20 protein-coding genes and 3 pseudogenes are annotated in these 22,249 nt (G+C 38.7%); 12 read left to right on the top strand and 11 right to left on the bottom strand.

Annotated elements, in window-relative coordinates; all coding sequences use genetic code 11:
* Window positions 1-50: 50 nt before the first annotated feature.
* Together ACHZES_RS08740 and ACHZES_RS08735 are read left to right on the top strand one after the other, a co-directional pair.
* Window positions 51-2,306 carry an ATP-dependent RecD-like DNA helicase gene (locus ACHZES_RS08740; RefSeq protein WP_395549370.1) on the top strand — a complete coding sequence of 752 codons (2,256 nt, stop codon included), beginning with the start codon at window positions 51-53 and terminating at the stop codon, window positions 2,304-2,306.
* Window positions 2,307-2,633: 327 nt separating this feature from the next.
* Complete coding sequence (locus ACHZES_RS08735) at window positions 2,634-3,002, top strand: ACT domain-containing protein (RefSeq protein WP_395549386.1); 369 nt, start codon at window positions 2,634-2,636, stop codon at window positions 3,000-3,002.
* Window positions 3,003-3,178: 176 nt separating this feature from the next.
* Here ACHZES_RS08735 and ACHZES_RS08730 read toward each other — a convergent pair.
* A pseudogene (locus ACHZES_RS08730) lies at window positions 3,179-3,409 on the bottom strand (transposase domain-containing protein); the annotation flags it as partial.
* A gap of 490 nt (window positions 3,410-3,899) precedes the next feature.
* Here ACHZES_RS08730 and tnpA point away from each other — a divergent pair.
* The 7 genes from tnpA to ACHZES_RS08695 all read left to right on the top strand — a co-directional run bounded on the left by tnpA (window position 3,900) and on the right by ACHZES_RS08695 (window position 9,555).
* Window positions 3,900-4,283, top strand: coding sequence for an IS66 family insertion sequence element accessory protein TnpA (gene tnpA / locus ACHZES_RS08725; protein WP_395549369.1), 384 nt, complete (start codon window positions 3,900-3,902; stop codon window positions 4,281-4,283).
* Window positions 4,277-4,621, top strand: coding sequence for an IS66 family insertion sequence element accessory protein TnpB (gene tnpB, locus ACHZES_RS08720; protein ID WP_395549367.1), 345 nt, complete (start codon window positions 4,277-4,279; stop codon window positions 4,619-4,621). Before tnpA ends, tnpB begins: the two co-directional genes overlap by 7 nt.
* Window positions 4,622-4,771: 150 nt before the next feature.
* On the top strand, window positions 4,772-6,379 hold the full coding sequence (gene tnpC / locus ACHZES_RS08715) for an IS66 family transposase (RefSeq protein WP_395549366.1): 1,608 nt from the start codon (window positions 4,772-4,774) through the stop codon (window positions 6,377-6,379).
* Between the two features lie 287 nt (window positions 6,380-6,666).
* Window positions 6,667-7,035: a metalloregulator ArsR/SmtB family transcription factor gene (locus tag ACHZES_RS08710; RefSeq protein WP_104409634.1), complete on the top strand. Its 369-nt coding sequence runs from the start codon at window positions 6,667-6,669 to the stop codon at window positions 7,033-7,035.
* 145 nt (window positions 7,036-7,180) lie between these two features.
* A complete protein-coding gene (locus tag ACHZES_RS08705; protein ID WP_026478195.1) occupies window positions 7,181-7,402 on the top strand; it encodes a cation transporter in 222 nt (73 codons plus the stop codon).
* 15 nt (window positions 7,403-7,417) lie between these two features.
* Window positions 7,418-9,262, top strand: coding sequence for a heavy metal translocating P-type ATPase (locus ACHZES_RS08700; protein WP_066084863.1), 1,845 nt, complete (start codon window positions 7,418-7,420; stop codon window positions 9,260-9,262).
* 143 nt (window positions 9,263-9,405) lie between these two features.
* Window positions 9,406-9,555 (top strand): hypothetical protein, encoded by a 150-nt coding sequence (locus tag ACHZES_RS08695; RefSeq protein ID WP_395549363.1) that lies wholly within the window; start codon window positions 9,406-9,408, stop codon window positions 9,553-9,555.
* Between the two features lie 79 nt (window positions 9,556-9,634).
* Here ACHZES_RS08695 and istB read toward each other — a convergent pair whose 3' ends face one another.
* Entirely contained in the window at window positions 9,635-10,411 is a 777-nt protein-coding gene (istB, locus tag ACHZES_RS08690; protein ID WP_395549404.1) for an IS21-like element helper ATPase IstB, read from the bottom strand.
* A gap of 6 nt (window positions 10,412-10,417) precedes the next feature.
* Window positions 10,418-11,968, bottom strand: coding sequence for an IS21 family transposase (gene istA, locus ACHZES_RS08685; RefSeq protein WP_395549405.1), 1,551 nt, complete (start codon window positions 11,966-11,968; stop codon window positions 10,418-10,420).
* A gap of 108 nt (window positions 11,969-12,076) precedes the next feature.
* On the opposite strand from istA, the pseudogene ACHZES_RS08680 reads away from it, so the two are divergent.
* Window positions 12,077-12,517 (top strand): annotated as a pseudogene (locus ACHZES_RS08680) ((2Fe-2S)-binding protein); the annotation flags it as partial.
* Window positions 12,518-13,014: 497 nt separating this feature from the next.
* Here ACHZES_RS08680 and rlmN read toward each other — a convergent pair.
* Genes rlmN through ACHZES_RS08665 form a run of 3 tightly spaced genes read right to left on the bottom strand, consistent with a single transcriptional unit; the run spans window position 13,015 to window position 15,434 of the window.
* Window positions 13,015-13,992, bottom strand: coding sequence for a 23S rRNA (adenine(2503)-C(2))-methyltransferase RlmN (gene rlmN / locus ACHZES_RS08675; RefSeq protein WP_395548216.1), 978 nt, complete (start codon window positions 13,990-13,992; stop codon window positions 13,015-13,017).
* Window positions 13,993-14,039: 47 nt separating this feature from the next.
* The gene (locus tag ACHZES_RS08670) at window positions 14,040-14,210 is read right to left on the bottom strand and encodes a cysteine-rich KTR domain-containing protein (protein ID WP_395548217.1); all 171 of its coding nucleotides are present in this window, start codon (window positions 14,208-14,210) and stop codon (window positions 14,040-14,042) included.
* Window positions 14,211-15,434, bottom strand: a complete 1,224-nt coding sequence (locus ACHZES_RS08665; RefSeq protein WP_395548218.1) for an MFS transporter — start codon at window positions 15,432-15,434, stop codon at window positions 14,211-14,213.
* Window positions 15,435-15,859: 425 nt separating this feature from the next.
* Between ACHZES_RS08665 and ACHZES_RS08660 the strand changes: the two genes are divergently transcribed.
* Entirely contained in the window at window positions 15,860-16,213 is a 354-nt protein-coding gene (locus tag ACHZES_RS08660) for a helix-turn-helix domain-containing protein (RefSeq protein ID WP_395548220.1), read from the top strand.
* Window positions 16,210-16,488, top strand: a complete 279-nt coding sequence (locus tag ACHZES_RS08655; RefSeq protein ID WP_395548222.1) for a hypothetical protein — start codon at window positions 16,210-16,212, stop codon at window positions 16,486-16,488. The genes ACHZES_RS08660 and ACHZES_RS08655 overlap by 4 nt, the downstream gene beginning before the upstream one ends.
* On the opposite strand, the gene ACHZES_RS08650 is transcribed toward ACHZES_RS08655, so the two are convergent.
* The 5 genes and pseudogenes from ACHZES_RS08650 to ACHZES_RS08630 all read right to left on the bottom strand — a co-directional run.
* Window positions 16,471-17,883, bottom strand: a complete 1,413-nt coding sequence (locus ACHZES_RS08650; RefSeq protein WP_395548451.1) for a relaxase/mobilization nuclease domain-containing protein — start codon at window positions 17,881-17,883, stop codon at window positions 16,471-16,473. The genes ACHZES_RS08655 and ACHZES_RS08650 overlap by 18 nt on opposite strands.
* Window positions 17,884-17,947: 64 nt before the next feature.
* Complete coding sequence (locus tag ACHZES_RS08645; RefSeq protein WP_395548224.1) at window positions 17,948-19,447, bottom strand: hypothetical protein; 1,500 nt, start codon at window positions 19,445-19,447, stop codon at window positions 17,948-17,950.
* A 212-nt stretch (window positions 19,448-19,659) separates the two neighbouring features.
* Window positions 19,660-19,941: a CD1845 family protein gene (locus ACHZES_RS08640; protein ID WP_395548226.1), complete on the bottom strand. Its 282-nt coding sequence runs from the start codon at window positions 19,939-19,941 to the stop codon at window positions 19,660-19,662.
* Between the two features lie 80 nt (window positions 19,942-20,021).
* Complete coding sequence (locus ACHZES_RS08635) at window positions 20,022-20,357, bottom strand: plasmid mobilization protein (protein ID WP_395548229.1); 336 nt, start codon at window positions 20,355-20,357, stop codon at window positions 20,022-20,024.
* Window positions 20,357-22,075: pseudogene (locus ACHZES_RS08630) on the bottom strand (helicase-related protein); the annotation flags it as partial. The pseudogene ACHZES_RS08630 and the gene ACHZES_RS08635, both read right to left, overlap by 1 nt.
* Window positions 22,076-22,249: the final 174 nt, after the last annotated feature.

The raw sequence follows: 22,249 nt of genomic DNA, 5'->3' as shown, positions 1-22,249 counted from the left end.
ATTGCAGCATTAGCAAATGACACTAGTAAGGTTGGAAAGGAGCGTTCACAATGATGAAAATAAGATGCGTTGTAGAACGCATTACCTATCAAAATCCTGAAAATGGATACACTATTCTTAAATGTAGAGTAAAAGATTACAGTGACCTAGTTCCAGTGGTTGGAAGTTTGTTGGATGCAAATGTTGGGTCAGTTCTACTCGTAGAGGGTAATTGGAAAGTAGATGCAAAATATGGAAAACAGTTTATTGCCGAAAACTGGGAGGAAACACTTCCAGCTACTGTTTATGGAATGGAAAAGTATTTAGGTTCTGGATTGATTAAGGGAGTAGGTCCTAAGTTTGCGAAAAAGATTGTACAGAAATATGGAGTAGGTACATTTTCAGTTATTGAAGATAATGTAGAAATCTTGATTGAAGTAGAAGGAATCGGAAATAAAAGAGTAAAGATGATAGCTGAATCCTGGGAACGACAGAAAGAAGTCAAGAACATTATGCTGTTCTTACAGGAACATCAAGTGAGTTCAGCATTTGCAGCAAAAATTTATAAGCAATATGGAAATGACAGCATAACTGTAATGAAGGAAAATCCGTATAAACTAGCTGATGATATCTGGGGAATTGGTTTTAAGACTGCTGACCAGATTGCAGAAAAGTTAGGATTTGGAAAAGAGTCTTTTGTTCGATTAAGAAGTGGTCTTATGTATACTTTATCAGAATTGTCTAATGATGGTCATGTGTATGCAGGAAAGCAGCAGTTAATTGATAAGGCTTGTGAACTATTGGAAGCATCTCCAGAGACGATTATTATGACAATGGACGAGATGCTTAAAAGTGAAGAACTGATTTTAGAAAAAGATATAAAAAAGGAAAATGAAGATGGCGGAGAAGTAGTAGCGATTTATTTGCCACCATTTTATTATGCTGAGGTAGGCGTAGCAGGTAAGTTAAAAAAACTTGCATCATCACCCGCAGGAGATAGATTATATACAAAGCTGATGGAAGCAAGAATGCAAACCGGAAATGATGAATTGTCGGTTGATGTTGAACTTATTCAAGACAAGGTAGGCATGTCTTATGATGAAATACAGGCGGATGCTATACGAAAATCAGCAACTGCCAAAGTAATGGTACTTACAGGAGGTCCAGGTACAGGAAAGACAACTACTACACAAGGAATTATTGCAGCATATAGAGCATATGGATTACGGGTTTTGTTAGCAGCTCCAACAGGTCGTGCAGCCAAGCGAATGACAGAAGCAACAGGATTGGAAGCAAAAACGATACATAGATTGTTAGAGTGTAAGCCACCAGAAGGGTATCAGAAGAACGAAGATAATCCGTTGGAGGGTGATGTACTTATTATTGACGAATGCTCTATGATAGACATTGTATTGATGAACTCTCTTTTAAAAGCAATTCCACCAACGATGAGATTAATTATGGTGGGAGATATTGACCAGTTACCATCCGTAGGAGCCGGAAATGTATTACGTGATATTATTGATTCAGAATCATTCCCCGTAATAAGACTTACTCGTATTTTCAGACAGGCTCAAAGTAGTAGAATTGTTATGAATGCTCATAGAATAAATGAAGGAAAACTTCCAGATACATCAAACGGAAAAGATACAGATTTTTTCTTTATGGAAAATGAAGATGCAGAATCAGTTGTACCACAGATTGTAAATCTAGTTCAAACGAAGCTACCAGCCTACTATCATGTAGAACCATCGCAGATACAGGTATTAACACCGATGCAAAAGGGCGTTGTAGGTGCAACAAATCTTAATCTATCTTTGCAGGAAGCATTAAACCCACCAGAACATGAGATTTTCATGAGAGGAAGAGGTGCTGTATCAGTTTCAAAAGATGTGTTGCGAAGAAGCGGCTATGCTTTTCGAGCAGATGATAAGGTAATGCAGATAAAAAATAATTATGACAAAGAAGTATTTAATGGAGACATTGGTATGATTGAGTCAGTAAATACAGATGACCGATCTTTGAAAGTAAACTTTGAAGGACGAAGCGTTGAATATGATGTGACAGACTTGGATGAACTGGTTCATGCTTATGCGACTACTATTCATAAAGCACAGGGTTCAGAATATCCAATTGTTGTCATGCCAATTCTGATGAATCACTATGTGATGTTGCAGAGAAATTTGATTTATACAGGCATTACCAGAGCGAAGAAGATATTAGTTATGGTTGGAACGAAAAAAGCATTATCTTATGCCGTAAGAAATGTAACTGTAACGAAAAGAAATACTTTATTAAAAGAAAGATTACGATTAGGAGTTGATTAGGTGTCACGAAAAAATCACAAAATGATTGATGGAAAACTTCTGCAAACAGATAAGAAATATTCTAATCTGAAAATGAAACAGAAAGAGAACATCAATTTATGGATAGCGGAAGAAATCAGAGCATATTACAAACTAAATGGCAAAATGCCAAGAAAAGAACATGAGTTTCAGATAATTCTTGATAAGCTCTATGAAAGAATAGATGCAGCAGATATATGGATTCCATATGAAGAGATTCATAAAAGATTTATGGGAAGCAGAATGGGAAGAGTAGATAAAATTGAAGGACAGATTCAAAAAGAAGAACGGTCTTTAGCTATCTCGCAGGTGAATATAGAAGGACTATCGGTGGAACTATCGGTGTGCAAGGTGACAGATTATTCACAAGTAAATATAGATTTGGAGTTTTGTTTTACTGGCAAAACTGATGAAGAAAAGTCGCTAGTATGTCTGACAGATGCTGTACCAGCCAATGTGACTGATAGAGATGATGGTTGGAAAGCGATGCGAATTAGTGGACAGCTTGATTTCTCTCTAATTGGTATTTTATCTGGCATTTCTTCAGAATTAGCAAAACATGCAATTGGAATTTTTGCGATTTCCACCTTTAATACAGATTATATCTTGGTAAAGTCGAGTGATTTTGAAAAAGCCTTGGATGTACTAGAACGAAAAGGGTATTCGGTGGAAAAATAGAAATAGAGTATACGAAAGAAATAGAGTTGAATATACGGAGGAGAACGCATGAAAGCAATCAGTATTTTGCCTGCAATTACAATTACGGATGGAAAAGAAAAATTGTTCATCAAGTGTAAGCGTCAAATAAAATAGTGCATAGTAAAAGCCAGTAAAGTAATTTATAATAATTCTAATTACTTTCTGACTTTATTATTACAGAATGCCTGCACATCTGGATGCCATGGTAGAAAATCTTCTAAGAATTCTGGCTCCTCATCAAATCTTACACCAGGCAAAAATTTAAATATATATACTAGATAATCATAAGGATTTATGTTATTGGCTTTAGCTGTCTCAATAACACTGTATACAGCAGCACTTGCATCAGCTCCTTCTGGGCTTCCTGAGAATAACCAATTCTTACGATTATGTGCTTAAGAACATAATCGGAATTATGTGCTCACTTAATTTATGTGCTTAGTTAATTATCCGATAATAGTAATGTAAACCATTTTAGAAAGGAGCACTGCTATTATGTCAACAATTAAAGTATCACAAGAGGTTACATGCCAACTTCGTAATTATGAGCTGTTCATGATTAATAATGAATACTCAAAGTCAACCATTGACGGATACAAAACCTATCTTTCAAGGTTTCTACGTTGGTCGGAAATGAACGCTTTGGATTTACTATCTAAGAACATAAATTTATTCTTAGAAAACGAAAAGCAAAATCATCCTAAAACGTTGTATGAATGCAGAGCAAGCGTAAGCGCTTTATATTTCGACGGATTGTGCTAGTCTGATTCTTCTTCCATAATCATTGATAGGAAATGCAAGCACTTTACCCCATTTTCATTTGCTAGATTTGTTAGATGCAAGCATTTCACTTCGTTTACTACTGGAGGATTTACTATGCGAACATCAAGAGTTAGTGCAGATGAACAATACCGCTTAATCATGGAATGCCGAAGAAGTGGCTTATCAGATCAGCAGTGGTGCATGAATCATGACATAAAGCCAGGAACATTTTATAACTGGGTGAAACGTCTGCGTCAAAAAGGTTGTCAAGATATTCCAGCAACCACAGGTAGAGCAACTGGCAGACCAGTTGAACAGGAAGTCGTAAGAATTGAAAGAAATCAAATGCTTGCAACATCACTGCCAGACACTTTATTAGGGCAACTGCCTGCTTCTATGGAATTATCCATTGGTAATCTCAAACTTAAGATTCCAAATGGAACGGATTCAATGCTACTTGCTCAAACAATAAAAGTTCTATCGGAGCTCGCATGTTAGGGGATATCACGGTTGCTGATGAAATTTACATAGTGACCAATTATACGGATATGCGCAAGTCAATCGATGGTCTGTGTGCAGTCGTTGAAGATCAGTTGAAAATGGATCCGCGACGTAGCGCACTCTATCTGTTTTGCGGTAAACGCTGCGATCGGATTAAGGCTCTTTTATGGGAATCTGACGGATTTGTCCTTCTTTACAAAAAAATGGAAGTTCAGGGACGATTCCGCTGGCCCAGAAACGTCCAGGAGGTGCGCCAGCTTACCTGGCAGCAATTCGACTGGCTGATGTCCGGATTAGAAATAGAGCAACCAAAAGCATTTAAAGCAACTGATTAGCAGTGGAAAACATTCATAAACAAAACCTGTTTTGTGTACAGCTTTTGAGCCGGTAAAAATACTTGAAACCCTTGAAAATACTGGACTTTCTGCTTCTTTTTCTATGCTCTTTATGGTAAAATAAGAGTATAGAAAAAGGAGCAGAAACATATGGCTGGTAATGCAAAAGACTCAAAGATTCTTGAGTATAAGGATCTCATTAGCCAACTGAATACAACCATTGCGGCGCAGATTGAAGTAATTAAATCATTGCAACAGTCTCTCGAAGCTGATCGTGAAGAGAAAAGGATTCTTCAGGAAAAAATTGATTACCTGACAAAGAAACTTTTTGGCACTTCCAGTGAAAAGAGCAAGGATATCAATGGCCAACTCAATCTGTTTGATGAGGCAGAACAAGTTGCTAATGACGAATCGGAAATACCCTCCATAACAGTTCCGGAACATAAGCGAAAAAGCAAAAGTACATATCGAGAACTTTTCAAAGGTGTTCCATCAAGAGATGAACTTATCTCACTACCAGAAAATCAGCGAAGCTGTGATATATGTGGAGCTGAACTTGAGCCAATTGGAAAAGAGTTCGTTCGGCATGAATTCAGATATACTCCAGCAAAAGGTGAGGTAATAAATATCTATCGTGAGACCTATAAATGTCTAACCTGTTCTACAGCTAATTCTATGGCTGAGAATATCAAGTTTGTGAAGGCACATGTTCCAGAAGCACTGATTCCAAACAGTTATACTTCGGAGTCTGCAGTTGCATGGGTTATGTATCAGAAGTTTTCGAATGCTATGCCACTCTATCGCCAGGAACAGGATTGGAAACAGCTTGGAGTTCCATTCACAAGAGCAACACTTGCAAACTGGATCATATATTGTGCTAAAAATTATTTTAAACCAGTCTATGATTACCTACACCGCCAACTGCTTGAGAGAACTTTTCTTATGGCTGATGAAACAAGAATTCAAGTTTTAAATGAGCCTGAAAGGAATCCAGAGACGGATTCTTTTATGTGGCTATTCCGCTCTGGAGAAGATGGATTACCACCTATCATCCTCTACCATTACACAGAAACGCGAGCAAAATATAATGCTGTATCGTTTCTGGAGGGGTTTTGTGGATATTTAGAAACGGATGTATATCAGGGATATAATAACCTCCCCGGAATCAAACGTTGCTCTTGCTGGTCTCATGCAAGAAGATATTTTATTGAGGCCGTACCAAAAGGAAAAGAATACGACTATAGTAACCCAGCAGTACAGGGTGTTCAGTTCTGCTCCAAGTTGTTTGACTATGAGCGTATCTCTAAAGTAAAACAGCATACACCTGAGCAACGAAAGGAATACCGGTTAGAAAAAGAAAAACCTGTACTCGACGCATTCTGGATTTGGTTGGAGCAACAAAAGCCAAGAAAAGGAACCCGTTTTGAGAAAGCGGTGAACTATGCGCTAAATCGGAAAGATACTTTAATGACCTATCTTGAAGATGGGCACTGTAGTTTTTCTAACAACTTAAGTGAAAATGCAATCAGACCATTCACAGTTGGCCGCAAGAATTGGCTTTTTAGTGCAACTCCAAAAGGGGCTGAATCAAGCGCCATTGTTTATACCATGGTAGAAATGGCAAAATCCAATGGTCTGAATATATACAAATATCTGACTTATTTATTGAAACAACGTCCAAATGACTTCATGTCAGATGCACAACTTGAAAAATTTACTCCATGGAATGATGGTGTAAAACAAAGTTGTCAAAACTAAAATGAAGTAAAACGCTTGCATCTATCAATTAGGGCAAGTGATATTTTAGCGCGGACGTAGGAATACTAAGCGCTTACGTTTTTAAAATAGGTTTGTATAGAAATCACCCTTTTATGGTATTAATGTCGTAATAGATGGTTTTGAGATATTTCAAATAATATAAAAAACACTTGAATAAATGCTCATATAACTATTGACATATGAGAAAAACAATAATATAATAAATACACAACGTATGAATGCTTGCCCAAGTATTCAGATGAAATGATTTAAAAAGAGGTGATAATATGACTGAAAAATTTAATTCAATTGAAAGATGTGACTGCAATGTAATTCATGAGGATATTGTAAATCAAGTTAGAGATAAAATGCCTCAAGAAGAAAGCCTTTATGATCTAGCAGAATTATTTAAAGTATTTGGAGATTCAACACGAATCAGGATATTATGGGCTTTACATGAAGCTGAAATGTGTGTTTGTGATATCGCTGTATTACTTAACATGACACAATCAGCAATTTCCCATCAGCTGAGAGTCTTAAAACAAGCTAATTTAGTGAAAAACAGAAAAGAAGGCAAAGTAGTATATTATTCATTAGTTGATGATCATGTAAGAGAAATATTTGACCAAGGTCTAATTCATATCAACGAGAAGTAGTAATGCGGTATAATAGAATATTTTTTGAAGATATTTGGGCAGATATTTAAGTCTTCATATCAAATGAGCAATGTTTCAAGAAAATTTGAAAAAGACTTGTAGTATTCAAAATAAAATTACAAATAATATTTAGGAGGATTTAATAATGAAAAAGAAATTTATACTTGAAGGTTTGGATTGTGCAAATTGCGCGGCAAAAATGGAAAAGGCTATTAATGAGCTTGATGGAGTGAAAGAAGCTACTGTTAACTTTATGACCACAAAACTCGTTATTGATGGTGAGGATGAAAAAATGCCAACAATAATAGAAGAGGCCGAAAAAATAATTAAAAAAATTGAACCCGATACAACTATGAAAAAGGCTTAAAGGAGGCTATTTAGTATGACAAAACGACTATGGCGAATAATTATTGGTGCAGCCTTGTTAGCTACAGCAGTATTGCTTAATTTAAATAACGAATGGTTACAGATTGCTCTCTTTATAATAAGTTACATTATTGTAGGTGGAGATGTTGTAAAAAGAGCTGTAAAAAATATTTTTAAAGGTCAAGTTTTCGATGAAAACTTTTTAATGAGTATTGCAACAATTGGTGCATTTTTTATTGGTGAGTATCCTGAAGGTGTTGCAGTTATGCTGTTTTATCAAGTTGGAGAACTGTTTCAAAGCTATGCAGTTGGCAAGTCGAGAAAGTCAATTGCAAGCCTTATGGATATTCGACCAGATTATGCAAATGTTAAAAAAGGCGATGAACTTGTCAAAGTTGACCCAGATGAAGTACAAATTGGAGATATTATTGTAATTAAAGCAGGAGAAAAAATTCCTCTTGATGGCAAGGTAATAGAGGGAAGTTCAATGATTGACACATCAGCACTTACTGGTGAATCTGTTCCTCGTGAAGTAGAAGTAGGAAGTGATATCCTGAGTGGTTGCATCAATATTAATGGAGTTATTACAGCAGAGGTTACCAAGGAATTTGGAGAATCTACTGTAAGCAAAATTCTTGATTTAGTTGAAAATGCAAGTAGTAAAAAATCCAATTCAGAACAATTTATTACTAAGTTTGCGAGATATTATACACCAGTTGTGGTTATAATTGCAGTTTTTCTAGCTATTATACCGCCTCTTGTTATAGACGGGGCGACTTTTAGTGATTGGATATATAGAGCACTAGCATTCCTTGTGGTATCCTGTCCGTGTGCTTTAGTTATTTCAATTCCTTTGAGTTTCTTCGGTGGAATAGGTGGAGCTTCAAAAAAAGGTATTTTAGTTAAAGGTAGTAACTACCTTGAAGCATTGGCTCAAACAGAGATTGTTGTTTTTGATAAAACAGGTACACTAACGAAAGGTGTATTTAATGTACAGGAAATTCATCCAGAAGGGGTTTCCAAAGAAGAGCTACTTGAATTAACTGCATATGTGGAGAGCTATTCCAATCATCCAATTTCACTTTCACTGAAACGTGCATATGGCAAAGAAATAGACAATGGACGTATTTCAGATGTAGAAGAGATATCAGGTCATGGTGTTATTGCAACAGTAGATGGCAAAAAGGTTATGGCAGGAAATATCAAACTTATGAAAATGATGGATATCCCTTATTTCAAGGGAGAGCTGATTGGTACTGCTGTACATGTTGCTGTTAATAATAAATATATAGGTTACATTGTAATTGCCGATGAGGTAAAGGAAGATTCAGCACAAGCAATCAAGGAACTTAAGGCAGCTAATATTAAGCAAACAGTTATGTTGACAGGTGATAATAAAAGTGTTGGTTCAAAAGTTGCTAAAGAGCTTGGTCTTGATAAGGTTTATGCAGAACTATTGCCAGCAGACAAAGTTGAAAAACTAGAAGAATTATTTTCACAAAAATCCACAAAAGGTAAACTCGCCTTTGTCGGTGACGGAATCAATGATGCACCTGTATTAGCTCGTGCAGATATTGGAATAGCAATGGGTGGTTTAGGTTCTGATGCAGCCATTGAAGCTGCTGATATTGTAATTATGACTGATGAGCCATCGAAAATTGCTACTGCAATGAAGATTTCTAAAAAGACATTAAAAATTGCAAATCAAAACATAGTATTTGCAATTGGAATAAAGATAATTGTTCTTATTTTGAGTGCTTTTGGAATAGCTACTATGTGGGCAGCTATATTTGCAGATGTAGGTGTAACTATCATTGCAGTATTAAATGCTTTTAGAGCTTTGAATGTAAAGAAGCTATAAACTATTTTTCCTATTCACCCCTTGAATGATACCGATAATTGACGATACAATCAAGGGGTATTTTTTAATTTAAAAACTATAAATGAAAATTGGTTGGGATTTACCTTGAATTAAATGGTTTTAAAGATATGGAGGTTATGTAATTGAAAGTTATTGATGAATGTTGCTGTGAATGTATCACACAAAATTTAAATAGAACAAAGGAGAGTTGCCCTGTCTGTAATAATGAAGGAGTAACAGTTAGTAGGATAACCGTTGAACACTTGGTGACAGATGATTATCGTAATGCCTGAATATTCTTGTGCGGTGAAACCGCAGTTCCGGGAAATCGGGAACCGATTGACCGGAACATGGGAACCACCTTATGCGAGTTTACTCGCTCATGTTTTTGTCTAGTCCGTATACCTCTCGCATTGAGATATCCTTTGAAGGATCAATGCTTTGGATATTAATTTTATAGGCATCATAAACAATACGATCCAGAATGGCATCAGCCAGAGGACTGGATTCACCACCTAACTGTTCATACCATCCTTCCTGCAGATACTGGGAGCAGAAAATCGTAGATGATTTCTTACGTCTCCTATGCAGAAGTTCAAATATATCTTTTTGTTCATTGTCAGTTGGTTTGAGCAAGAGCCATTCATCAATGATAAGAAGAAGTGGATTGGCATATTTCGCCATGACCTTTTTGTATGTACCTTCATTTCTTGACATCTCCAGCTCAATCAAAAGATCTGGGAGACGTACATATTTAGTATTGTAATACTGCTTACATGCTTCCATACCGAACGCGCATGCCATGTAAGTCTTACCACTACCTGTTGCACCAGTAATAAATAAGTTACGGTGTTCAGATATATATTCGCAAGCAGCAAGTCTCCTTATGAGTTCTCTGTTCAGCTTGCGTCCTGAAGTATAATCGATATCCATGATACTTGCTTCAGTCTGGTCGAATCCAGCGTTATGAATCAGTCTTTTCAGTCGATTATTCTTACGGCTGCTGAATTCGATGTCGGTCAGCATACCAAAGCGGTCTTCGAAGGAAACTTCTTTCATCTTTGGATCATTTAGCTGATTACGGAATGCATCTGCCATAGAGCTAAGACGCATTTCTATTAATTTATCAATCGTACTTTGGTTTGTCATAAGTGTTTACCTCCGATAATAGTCGGCACCTCTTGTGATGCCATACTTGTTTTGTGTGTTTGCTGATTTTGTTCCAAAATCAGTATCAACAGATTTGTCATGCCCCGCGGTGAGTATGTTTTTAATACTTTTGTAGCTAGGCGTTGCTGTGTAGCTGAGAGCCTTTTCACAGGCAGCTTCTAATCTCTCTACTGAGTATTTATCAGCAAGCTTAAGAAGTCCCATACAGCCTTTATAAGTCTGTTGTTCCACACGTTTGGAGGTAAGGATTGCATCCACTACCTTGTACGTATTGTTACCGATCCGCTCACCCCACTTACGGAAACGGTCACCGTTCCACTCCAGATATTTCTGGTGGTCTTCTGGCATATGTTCCAGGATCGTATCATACTGACCTTTTCTGCCATGAAGTCTTTTGTGAGAAGCTATGCGGTTGTGGTTGTAGAAAATTTCAATTGTAGTATCTGTTACCCTGACATCTACCTTGCGTTTAATGTATTCATATGGAACCGAGTATAGCATTCCATCAATGGATATGTGATAATTGAACTGAACAGTGGCCTGTTTCCAGTCCGCCAGTTCAAAAGAGGTAGCAGGTAGGGGAGCCAGCAATGGCAGTTCTTCGTCGCGGAAGAGTTCCAATCGGCTACCTTCTTTCTTTTGAAAGAGCCTTTTATTGAATTCTTCTAGTTTCTGACGTATCACACGATTTAATTCTGCAAGTGAAAAGAACTGTTCATCACGTAGTGCAGCGATAATCCAGGTGGAAATATTTCCGACGGATCCTTCTGCATTTGGCTTGTCCTTAGGTGCACGCACTCTGGCTGGAATAATAGCAGTACCATAGTGTTCAGCCATTTCCTGATATGTGGCATTGATTCGTTGATCATTCCAGTTATTATTATGTATTACTGCTGTTTTGCAGTTGTCAGGAACCAGAATCTTAGCAACACCACCAAAGAACTGATACATGTGAACATGTGCTCTAATCCACGCAGGTTGCTTTTCATCAATGAATGCTTCTGCATACACGTATTGGCTATAGGTCATAACACCAACGAAAACGTAAGCATTTATGATTTCACCCGTATCTGGATCGATGAGGTGAGCTGGATCACCAGCCCAATCCACTTCCACCTGTTCACCAGGTTTACGATTGATGTGCATGGTTGCACGGTGTTTCTGCTCATCCTGCTGGATATAATAGCAGAACTGGGAATACATCAAAGGCTCATCGCCATTTAATCGGCAATCCTCCATGTATTCAGTCCACAGGAGCTTTTTACTAACGCCATTGCGGAGTAGCTCCTTGCGGATGTAAGCATAATCAGGCATACGTTTATTCGATGCTTCGATATGCTTGCCTTTTTCTGGAAAAAGAATTCCAGCAAGGACTTCGTCGGTCTGGTTCTTATCGAGTGGCCATGAAATATTTAATTCGCTGGCTTTCTTAAGAACACTGTTGACGGTTTTTTTAGAGACACTGCAGCTATCTGCAATACTCTGTTGGCTGAGATGTAGACTATGTAGTCTTAAAATCTCTCGATATTTGGTCATGATAGTGACCTCCCATAATGAATTTACACCGACAGGGTGCATGATTTCATTATAAGACTTTTATGTTTAAATGGTTTCCAACACCGAAATGTCGGTTTCCTTTAAAACGGAATAACGGTTTCCATAGTCCGGACAGATGGTGTAATCAGCTCCGGATTACTCAATGCCGTTGATGGAGATCAATATAAGATATGCATGAATGAGGACTGCGATGTTATTTACTATAACTTAGATAAAGAAATAAAATTCTTAAAAGACCAAGTTAGGGTTCCTATCTGGTTTAAGAAAGATGCAGATCCTAAGTATGCTTGTTATTGCAGCAAAGTCACAGAAGATCAGGTAATTGAAGCAGTTGTAAAGCATGGTGCGAAAACCGTTAAAGAAGTAAATGCCATAACTGGAGCAATGAAAAATTCGCTTTGTAAGGAAAACAATCCTTTGGGGGTATGTTGTCATAAGATTATTCAGGAAGCCATTGATAGTGAGCTTTGTAGCGGTATTTCCTTCTCTCATATGCTGCCTCTGCTCTTGCAGATTCCTCAAAGATAGCGAATAGCTCATCAGACACTTCTACAAAGGTGTCTTGTGTGTAGTGTAGGTAATAATCTTTCAGATTAATTGTTTTCATGGTTTTACCATCCTTTCGATTTGGGGTTTGCAGAAATCGAAAGGACAGTGGTGGAGAACGGCAGTGAAGCTCTATAAACACCAAAAAGCCCAGTTGCATAGTGCAACCGGGCATAAGGGAATTATTAACAATTATATGATGATGTGTGTGTTCATATTGGTGGCTAAAATAACCTGTTGGTGGGTAGAAGCTTTTTTTAACAAGCTATGCATGATGGAATACTGTTGATAAAAAATAAGCACAGCGATACCTCCAAGATACCGCCATATCCTTAAAAGGGTGAATTTACTATACTCCCCCAAATTCTATTCGTGAAATGAAAACGGCGGTTTTGTATTTGTTGTCATAATAAAAAAAGAGCCAACAACGGTGATTTTACTCACTGTTGTTGGCTCTGCGACTTAGCGGCTGGCACTTTTTATTTTTTATTGTTGTATTTATTAGCCAACTGGCCACATGCAGCCTTAATATTTCTGCCATGAGAAATTCTCATGGTAACTTCAAGCCCGGCCTGTTCTAGCTGCTGTTTGAATATAGCCATCCCATGTTTTTGGGGCGTTTTGATTTGGAAATTTCTTGTAGGGTTGTATTCAAGCAGATTAAGCATGATATTTTTGCCTCGAAACCACCTTGCCAGTTGCCTTACATCGGAAGGTCGGTCATTTATTCCTGGCAAAAACAAATACGCAAATACGACCTTTCGATTGTGCCTCTCGGAGTAAGACAATGCTCCCTCGACAACATCATTAATATCGTTTATATGCATATTAGGAATGATACGGTTTCTTGTACTCTGTGTTGTTGCGTGTAATGATATTGTTAACTGAATTTTTAGATGCTCCTCACGTAATTTTTTCAGTTGGTTAACCGGCCCAACGGTTGACACAGTAATACCGTCTGTGGGAAAATTCATTCCGTTTCTATCCCGCAGAATATGAATTGCTTTTATCAGGTTGTCATAATTGAACAACGGCTCTCCCATACCCATAAAAACGATGCGATTTACTTTCCGCCGCAACAGTATAATCTGCTGAACTATTTCAGAGGGAGTCAGATTACGAACAAAGCCGTTTCGGCCAGATTCGCAGAAAATACAGCCAACAGAACAACCGACTTGTGTGCTCACGCAAACCGTTCCACCATCTCGACGTTTAATAAAAACAGTTTCAATACACTTGCCATCTAATAGTTCATAAACATATTTTTCGGTGTCAATGTCCTTGTAGATATTTTTTATTGACATAGTTAGATAATTCTTTTGGGGAGGATGTTTATATAATAAAGTACATAAAGCTTTCGCCTCACTCTCCCCAATGACTTCGCTTATTTCTTTGTAAGTAAATTCATAAGGATTCCGCCTTATTTCCGTAGGTGTATATTTGTATAAGTGTTTCATTTTTCTAAGTCCTTTCTCCACTAAGGGTCAAATAGCGGCTCTGCGACTTAGCGACTGGCACTTTTACTTGTGATTTTTAATTCTTCGACATCAATAATATGAACTGATTTACATTTAGGGCAGAATAGGGGAAAGTTTTTCAACAGGGTATTCTTAAATATCTGAACGCGGGTCTTCCCATTGCAAACTGGACACATTATCCAATGCTTTTCATTCATCTATTTCACTTCCTTATCTATTGCTCTAATCGACGGAATAATCAGGCACAATGCGGCAAGGCCAATGATTAATACGCCAGAAAGGAGAAACCATTTATTTACTCCTACGCTGTCTGCAAAAGACCCGGAAATTAACAAGCCTATGGGCATAGCAAATGAAGCCATGCTTCCATACAATCCGAATACTCGCCCCAAATACTCGGGTGGAATTTTTTCCTGTATAAGAGCTGTGACTGGACTATTGTAAAACGGAACAAAAATCCCCATAGCAATACAAAGAAACGTAAATACCCAAAATCCATTTTTAGGAAGTATCCCAGAAAGTGAAATAAACACTCCAATTAGTGCAATCGAAAAGGTAATACCAATTCCTCTGTTTTTTATTCCACCAAAAGTCCCAAGGATAATACCACCAACAAGCATACCAATAGAAAATGCTATTTCAGTCAAAGAGGCTTGAAATGTTGTTCCGCTGAAATAGTCAAGTGACATTAAAGGAAACAGTGCATTGATAGGCGAGTATAAAATTGTAAATGCCGCCGCAATCCAGACAAGAGCAAACACACCCTTTGCTTGTCTAAGTTCAACATATCCTAATTTCATCTCTTGCCAAAAACTAGTTTTAACCTTTGGCAACTCAGATTTTTCTAAATCAGGTATTTTGATGGCTATTACAGTACACATAGCAATGAGTGCACCAATAACATCTAAAAACACCATGTTACTAATACTCCAAATAGGATACAAAACACCTGCAAAAGCAGTCCCAACCATGTAACCAACCGTTTGTAATGACTGCGTATATCCAGCACATTTTGTAAGTTCTTTAGTTGGTACAATTAAGGGGGTTACTGCACTGATTGCCGGAGTATGAAACGCAGTACCCACACTACGAATTGCCAATACAGCAATTATAAGCCACATAGGCAATTCACTGTTCCATGAAGCAAAAACAAGTATAAGACTAACAAACGCAATGAAAAGGTCTGCAACCATCAAAACTATTTTTCGGTTTACTCGGTCTACGAAAGTTCCGGCTACCATTCCTAAAACAGCATTCGGAAGAAATCCTGCTAATGAAGCCATAGAGAGCACGAAAGCTGATTGCGTTGTAGCAGTTAAGTGCCAAATTAATGCCATTTGCAATATTGAACTTGAGAGGACAGAAAATGCCTGTCCAGACCATAATGTATAAAATTCTTTTTTCCAATTTTTATTTGTCATAATTATTATCTCCTACATTTTTATTGAACTAAAAAAGGCAATAAAAATGCAGGTCAATTCTCAATGTGAGCATTGACCTGCATATATAGTACGAGTAATAACACAACAAATCTAAGGCATAGCTATATAAACTATGTCTTATAATCACTTGTTAACTGTGCATACATTCGCAAAATAGGCGCGTCAAAAAAGCCCACACTAAAAATGGGAACTGCTTTTTATTGCCTATTATCTCCAGATGCGAACGCTATGCAACATAAGTGATTACTCCTTTTTCTCTAAATTTAATAAAATTATACACAAGAAATGATTTGTTGTCAACCTCATACAATAGTAAATATGATTTATTATACTTAACTCTATGATTTGTGTAATCATATTCAATAAAAAATATGAACAGTAAAATGTAATAGGGTGAAATAATTATGAAACGAGAAGTCAAGAAATACGATTTTAAGGCTTTCGGCCAAGCTATAAAAGCAGCACGAAAAGCAAAAGGAATATCTAGAAACCAGTTAGCAGACCAAATGCACATTGCCCCTCGGTATATTGCGTCCATTGAGAACAGCGGACAACATCCAAGCCTGCAAATCTTTTATGAGCTTGTCACTCTTTTAGATGTATCGGTAGACCATTTCTTTTTCCCAAACAAGGAAACGGGGAAATCCACTCAACGCAGACAGCTCGAAAGTCTGCTTGACGATATGAGTGACAAAGGATTGCGTATAGTAACTGCCACGGCAAAAGAGATTAAGGAAGTCGAAACAGAGGACGAATGAATGTCCAGAATACAACAGAATATGGAATGAGAGACGTTGCGGCCGATACGAGTTTGCAACGTTTTTCTTTTAACATTTTTAATAGAATAAGTGCTTTCAAAGTTGTAGCCATTAATGTTGAAGCAAAGTGGCAAGCAGGGCATACGGGTGACCACCGTATGCTTTTGCTTGTTGGGGAAGTATCCCCAATCCCCACTGAAACGATGATAAATCATCGTGCTACGCTCCCTTTGGGGCTGATGAAATCACAGGGTAGCTTAACGCTGATCCTGTGATTTCTTTTTTGCCTTTTGTTCCTGTTCCCTTCCCAAAAGGCGGTCGATATTTGCTTTTGCAGTCAGAATATCTTGCATTTCTTTTTTAGCGGTATGGTACTTGCTGTAAGCCTTGTTTTTTACGGAAAACAGCTCATCACATTCCGCTTGCAGGGTTTTAACTGTGGGGAGCTTTTTTACACCAAGTTCCTCAAAAGCCGCCTTTGCCGCCTTATGCAAGGCAAGCTCGGCACGGTGTTCCTCGTAAAACTTTTTAGAGTAGCCTGCCTTGCGGTAGTCGGTGTAAATATCTCGGGTTTTGGCATAATTGAAGATGTGCTTTTTAAGAGCCTGTATTTCAGCAATACGCTTTTCAGCGGTCTTAATTTGTGTATTCAGCTCATCGAAAGTAGCGGTGCATTTCTTCGCCTTTTCCTCTAAATCAGAGTAGGCAAGGAGCTTGTGTTCTTGCAGAAAATTAACGGTTTGTGCCATCTGCTTTAGATTGAAAATCTTTGCCCACTGCTCATAGCCTTTGCCCTTGCCTTGCTGTAATTTTGCTTGAATATCCACAAGGAGATTAACGGATTTTTCTTGCTTTCTCGGCTGTTTGGCAGAGGACTTTTTGACCTCTCTTTGCGGTGCTTTACCCTCAATGATTGCTTTGATTTCATCTTCGGAATATCCCTCACCAAGAGAACGCAGCCGGATAAAATTTTTCTGCATTGCACTTTTAAATCCGTAGTGCTTACCGATTTTAATTTCATAGCCTGCATCTTGCATGAGCTGTAAAAACGCATCAAAGTTTTTGGGCTTTTGGGCAAGTATTTCATCTATGACTTGTCTTAATTTATCGGAGTGTGATGGGGGCTTATTATCGCCAAGCCACTTACCGTAATGACCTTTGGAGCGTTTGGGATTTTCGATAATGGAAAGCCCATTTTCAAGACAAAGGCGGTCGGATATTTGGGCAAGAGCCTTGCCACTTCTTTTAAAATCTCGAAACTTTCTTGTGCAATCGAGAGAGGTAGAATTAAAGATAATATGATTATGAATATGGGCTTTGTCTATGTGAGTAGCAACGATAAATGCGTGTTTGCCTTTGGTGAAGCTCATGCCCAATTCATAACCGATTTTGTTTGCAAGCTCGGGTGTAATTTCCCCTGGTTTAAAGGACTGCCGTATCTGATAGGCGATAACATTGCTTGCCTGCTGTCTGCCCGTTATATCATCATATTGCCGCTTAGATAGCATAAACTCGCCCTGCACCGTTTTAGGGTCGCACTCGTAAGAGGATAACAATTCACCCTCATTTGTTTTCTCGGGATTTTTAGCATAATCGGTGCGGTCAGCAAGGCAATCTGCAATGGATTTTCCTTTATTTTGGTGCATGGAAATTAGTCTTGTGGTAGCGATAATAACACCTCCTTTGGGGCAAGAAAAAAGCACACCATTTTTTGGTGTGCTCATCTAAATAAAACTATATATGAAAATCTGCTAACCATTTCATCGTTAAGGCATAGTATTTTTTATCGTACTCGTCTGTGTAAGAAATAGCCCAGACTTCGTCCGCATCAAGAGTTATTTTATTTACTCCATGTTTTTTGAAATATCCAAAAAAATCCAGCTCGTCCATTGCGCTTAGTTTTTCAATGTTCATCTGTCGGAATATCATATATTGAACAAATTCCTCGGAAGAGTTGCATTCTCTTGTTACTATATCCAAATCGTAAATATTCACTGCATACGGTATTAGTTGATTTTCTGACAACTGCAAATAGTTATAGATTTCTGATGGTATTGATGTAAAATTGTCCATCATAATGCTACAGGGGAAATTCCATGCAGTGTTATTTATATTGACCTCATTGTCATTTTCGTCCACAAATGCACCACCATTATTTAAGTGCTCAATAGTTCTTACCGATTGTTCATATGCTTTTCCAATAGCCTTATATACATCATCTTTAATTGCATCCAAGTTTCCTCTAAGAGCAGGAAGTGTTAATAGTTTGCCTTTTGCTTCTGCAAAAATAGTAGCATTATCACTTTGGGCTGTAATATCAGCTTCAAATGTTTTGGTGCTTGGGGGATATTTTAAGGATAGATGTACAGCATCAAAAAGGCGTAAAAAATACTCCTTTGCCAATTGCTCGACTACATCACCTCTATTTTTAGTATATCTATCTACTACATCTTGAGCAAATTTTTTCTCTGCAATGAAAGTATAATGAAATATTTTAGGGAAATTAGAGATTGTTGAACCAGGTATTGGCATATAAATATAGTTTCCAAAGTCAACAAAAGGTTTCGCATATAATGGATTAAAGTCATCTATTGAAACGGCTTTTAAATTGTCATCCCCCGGAACAATCGAAAGGTAGTCGAGTAGGCTGTTGATTTCATCTTTACCAAACTTTTGATAAAGCATTTCCTTAGATACTTTAAATCCTTGCGACTGAATTATGGATATTTTATTAGCAGGATTATCTGCTACATGCAAAATGCTCATGTAAAATTGATATATAAACATAACTACTTTTTGACAAGTTGAAAATGAAAATCCGTATGTGTTTTTCAAGTCTTCATCAAATGGCTTATAAAATCTCTCTGCAACTTGCATTAACTGAAATTGATAGGCATCTCCACGGAATGACATATTTTTTAACTTCATTAAGGTTGCCTTCAAAACATCTTGCTTTTTATCATCACTCGCATTTATATTTTCAAAAACCGTCTTGAATATTTCATCAATAGCAGGAGCAAACACCAACGTTGCCGTCTGCTTTAATTCTTCATAGCTCTTTGCAGAAAAGGGATTTGCTTCTGTATTATTTTTCCTAATTACATTCGATGCCAACCACTCACTTGCAGGAATGCGACAATCCGATAGGGCTTCATCTCTATCTGCGGACATTAGTAGGATTGCATTGAGCAAATCCTCTGTCTTATAGCTGTTCATCATATATTCTAAATTCATCCGTTCACCTCCTAACATTAACGATTAAATTATACCACACACCTCCGTAAAATTCATCAACACAATCTAATCAAAAAGCAGAAGTGCCACCATAAAGCAAGGGTCGAGATAAACGGACTTCGCCGCCCTTGCTTTATGGTGGCACTTCTGCTATGCGGCAATTAAGGGGGCGATAGCACACAAATGCTACCGCCCCCTTACCATATCTAAGGCTAAATGCTTTTTAGCCAATCATTGAAATATTCCACTCTTGCTATAATCCATGCTCCCATCATGGGCAAACCCCACGGACTGATGAGATAGCCTGCGATAAAAGCAGGTATTGCCTGTGAAAAGCCTGCAACGATAATTGTACCGATACCGAGTGCAAACAGGACAAAGGACAGAACACCTAAAATCCCACCGCCGAACACAAGCACAAACTTTGATATTCCAAGCAGGATATTCAGTGCCAAAGTGATTGGCAGCAACACGATTTTAAGTAATATTTTCATAAGCACCCCTCCATCTATCTAACGGTATCCATCTTGTACTTATCGTAGCAGAGAAAAAAGAAAGTGTCTATCTTGTCATTTCAAATCGCCGCCAGTCTGAGCATGGTTTCCTCGGCAACACTCCAAAGTCTGTCATAGCTTTTTCGCAAATCCTCAATGTCCTCACCGTAAATACTGCCTGTTTCATGTACCCGTTTGGTGAGCTGGTTAAGGCTGTTACTCGTTACTCTCAGCACCCTGACAAGCTCCCTCACATCGGCGGTATCAAGGTGAATGATAAGTCCGTCAATCGCCATTTTGCGTAAGTAGGCTTCGGTGTTTTTTGTGCCAAGCTCCTGCATTTTCTGCTCTATCAATTTCTTTTCCTGCTCCGTCACTCTAAGCTGAATACGGATATTTCTTTGTCTGTTTGCCATCACCGTTCCTCTCTTTCTGACTTTGATTTTTTCGGTGTTACCACAGATTTTTGCGGTTGCTGATGCTTTAAGCTGTCCAGTATGGAGGGTCGAGCCTGTTTAGCTACTGTTGCCGTATCCCTCGAGGGGGCAGAACGCAGGGCACTCATATTCAGCTCTCTGTCGAGAACGGCAAGCCTTGCCGTTTTTTCCTTTAGCTCCTGCTCCTGCATAAACGGCTTTTGTACCTCAACCTTTGCCGCCGCCTGCTGATTATAGAGGTTCTCAAGCTCCTTTTGCACCGACTGCAACCGCTGTGGCATATTGTTCAGAGCATTGTCGATACGGGTTAAATTGCTCCTTGCATCAAGCCCCAGCTTTACGGTATGGCTCATCGCCCCCTTGAGGGTGAGTTGATGACCGTCCATCATACCGCCATAGGAGAGCAGCATGGTAAAGCCCTTGTAACTGCCGATTTCCACAGAGTCGCTGTTTTTCACTTCCTTGCAGGCTTCGAGAATTGCTGCCCCTGCATTGTCCTTGTCGGTAAGGGTATCGCCCTTAATGGTAATTTTGTAATCGTCTTTTGGCAGTTCGCCCTGCGGCACTTTTGGGGTATGGTCTGCCAGTGTCACAATGTCCTGTTCAAAGCCCTTGATATAGCCTTTGTGCCGTTCAATGCTTTCGGGGAAGTGCTTTAACAGGTTATCTTCCAAGCGGTATTTTGTGCTTTGGTGGTTGGCTTTTAAGAGCTTCAGCCGTGCCACATCAATATCCAAGTCCATTTTTTCCTTTATCAATGGATTGCCTGCACATAGAGCCTTGATTTCCGCATAAGAGAGGGCGGCTTCGTCTATGTCCTCGCAGGAACGAACAGGAGATTTTGAGGTCATTATCTGACTGATAAACTTTTGCTTGTTCTCTACGGTCTGCCAGAGGTACGCATCAAAGGTATCCTCTGTGACATAGCGAAAGATTTTTACTTCCTCGTTGCTGTTTCCTTGACGGACAATTCTGCCCGAGCGTTGGGTCAAATCCCCCGGACGCCACGGGCAGTCCAAATCGTGCAAAGCCACAAGGCGGTCTTGCACATTCATGCCGGCACCGCATTTTGCGGTACTGCCAAGGAGAACACGCACATCGCCGTTACGCACCTTTGCAAACAGCTCTTTTTTGCGTGTATCGGTATTGGCTTCATGGATAAAGGCTACCTCAGCGGCAGGCACACCCTTTGCGATGAGCTTTTCCCGTATATCCTCATAAATGCTGAAAACCGCTTGTGGAGCTGTCACATCATCGGGGAAAGCATCTTCAAGAGCATGGAGTTCTACAACGTTGATTGCACTGCCGCCTGTCTTTGCCACTCTGTCGGCTTGGGGTCTGCCCTTTGGGGTGGAGAGGTCGCAGAACAAGAGCTGTGTCAGCTTATCGTCCTTGCCGTCCTCCCATATACGCAGAATATTGTTTACACAAGTGTTTACCTTACTGCCCTCGTCATCGGGCAGCATAGGGTTAATTACTCGTTGGTCAAGCCCTAATTTTCGTCCGTCCGAGGTCACTTTCAGCATATTGTCAATTGAGGGGTCTATACGGTCATTGTGTATTTTGGCAGCTCGTTCCGAAAGCTCCTGCACCAATTCCTGTTGGATTTCTGTGGGCTTTGCCACTACCGTTTCATAGATAACCTCGGGGGTGGGTAAGTTCAGCTCATCGGCGGTCTTGATGTCTGCCACTTCTCTGATATGCTATGTATTGATAAATTTTGCTTCGTATGAGCAGATAGATAACTGCCCGAAAAAAGGACATAAAAAAATCCCTCCAAATTTAAAAACAAATTCAGAGGGTAATTTAGGGTATAACAAAATAACCCACCCGAATATCGTTTTTTTTATTTGGTGAGTTTGTTCTTTCAA

Source organism: Lacrimispora sanguinis, from assembly GCF_044987295.1.
Classification (GTDB): Bacteria; Bacillota; Clostridia; order Lachnospirales; family Lachnospiraceae; genus Lacrimispora; species Lacrimispora celerecrescens_B.
This window is presented reverse-complemented; position numbering and strand designations above follow the sequence as displayed.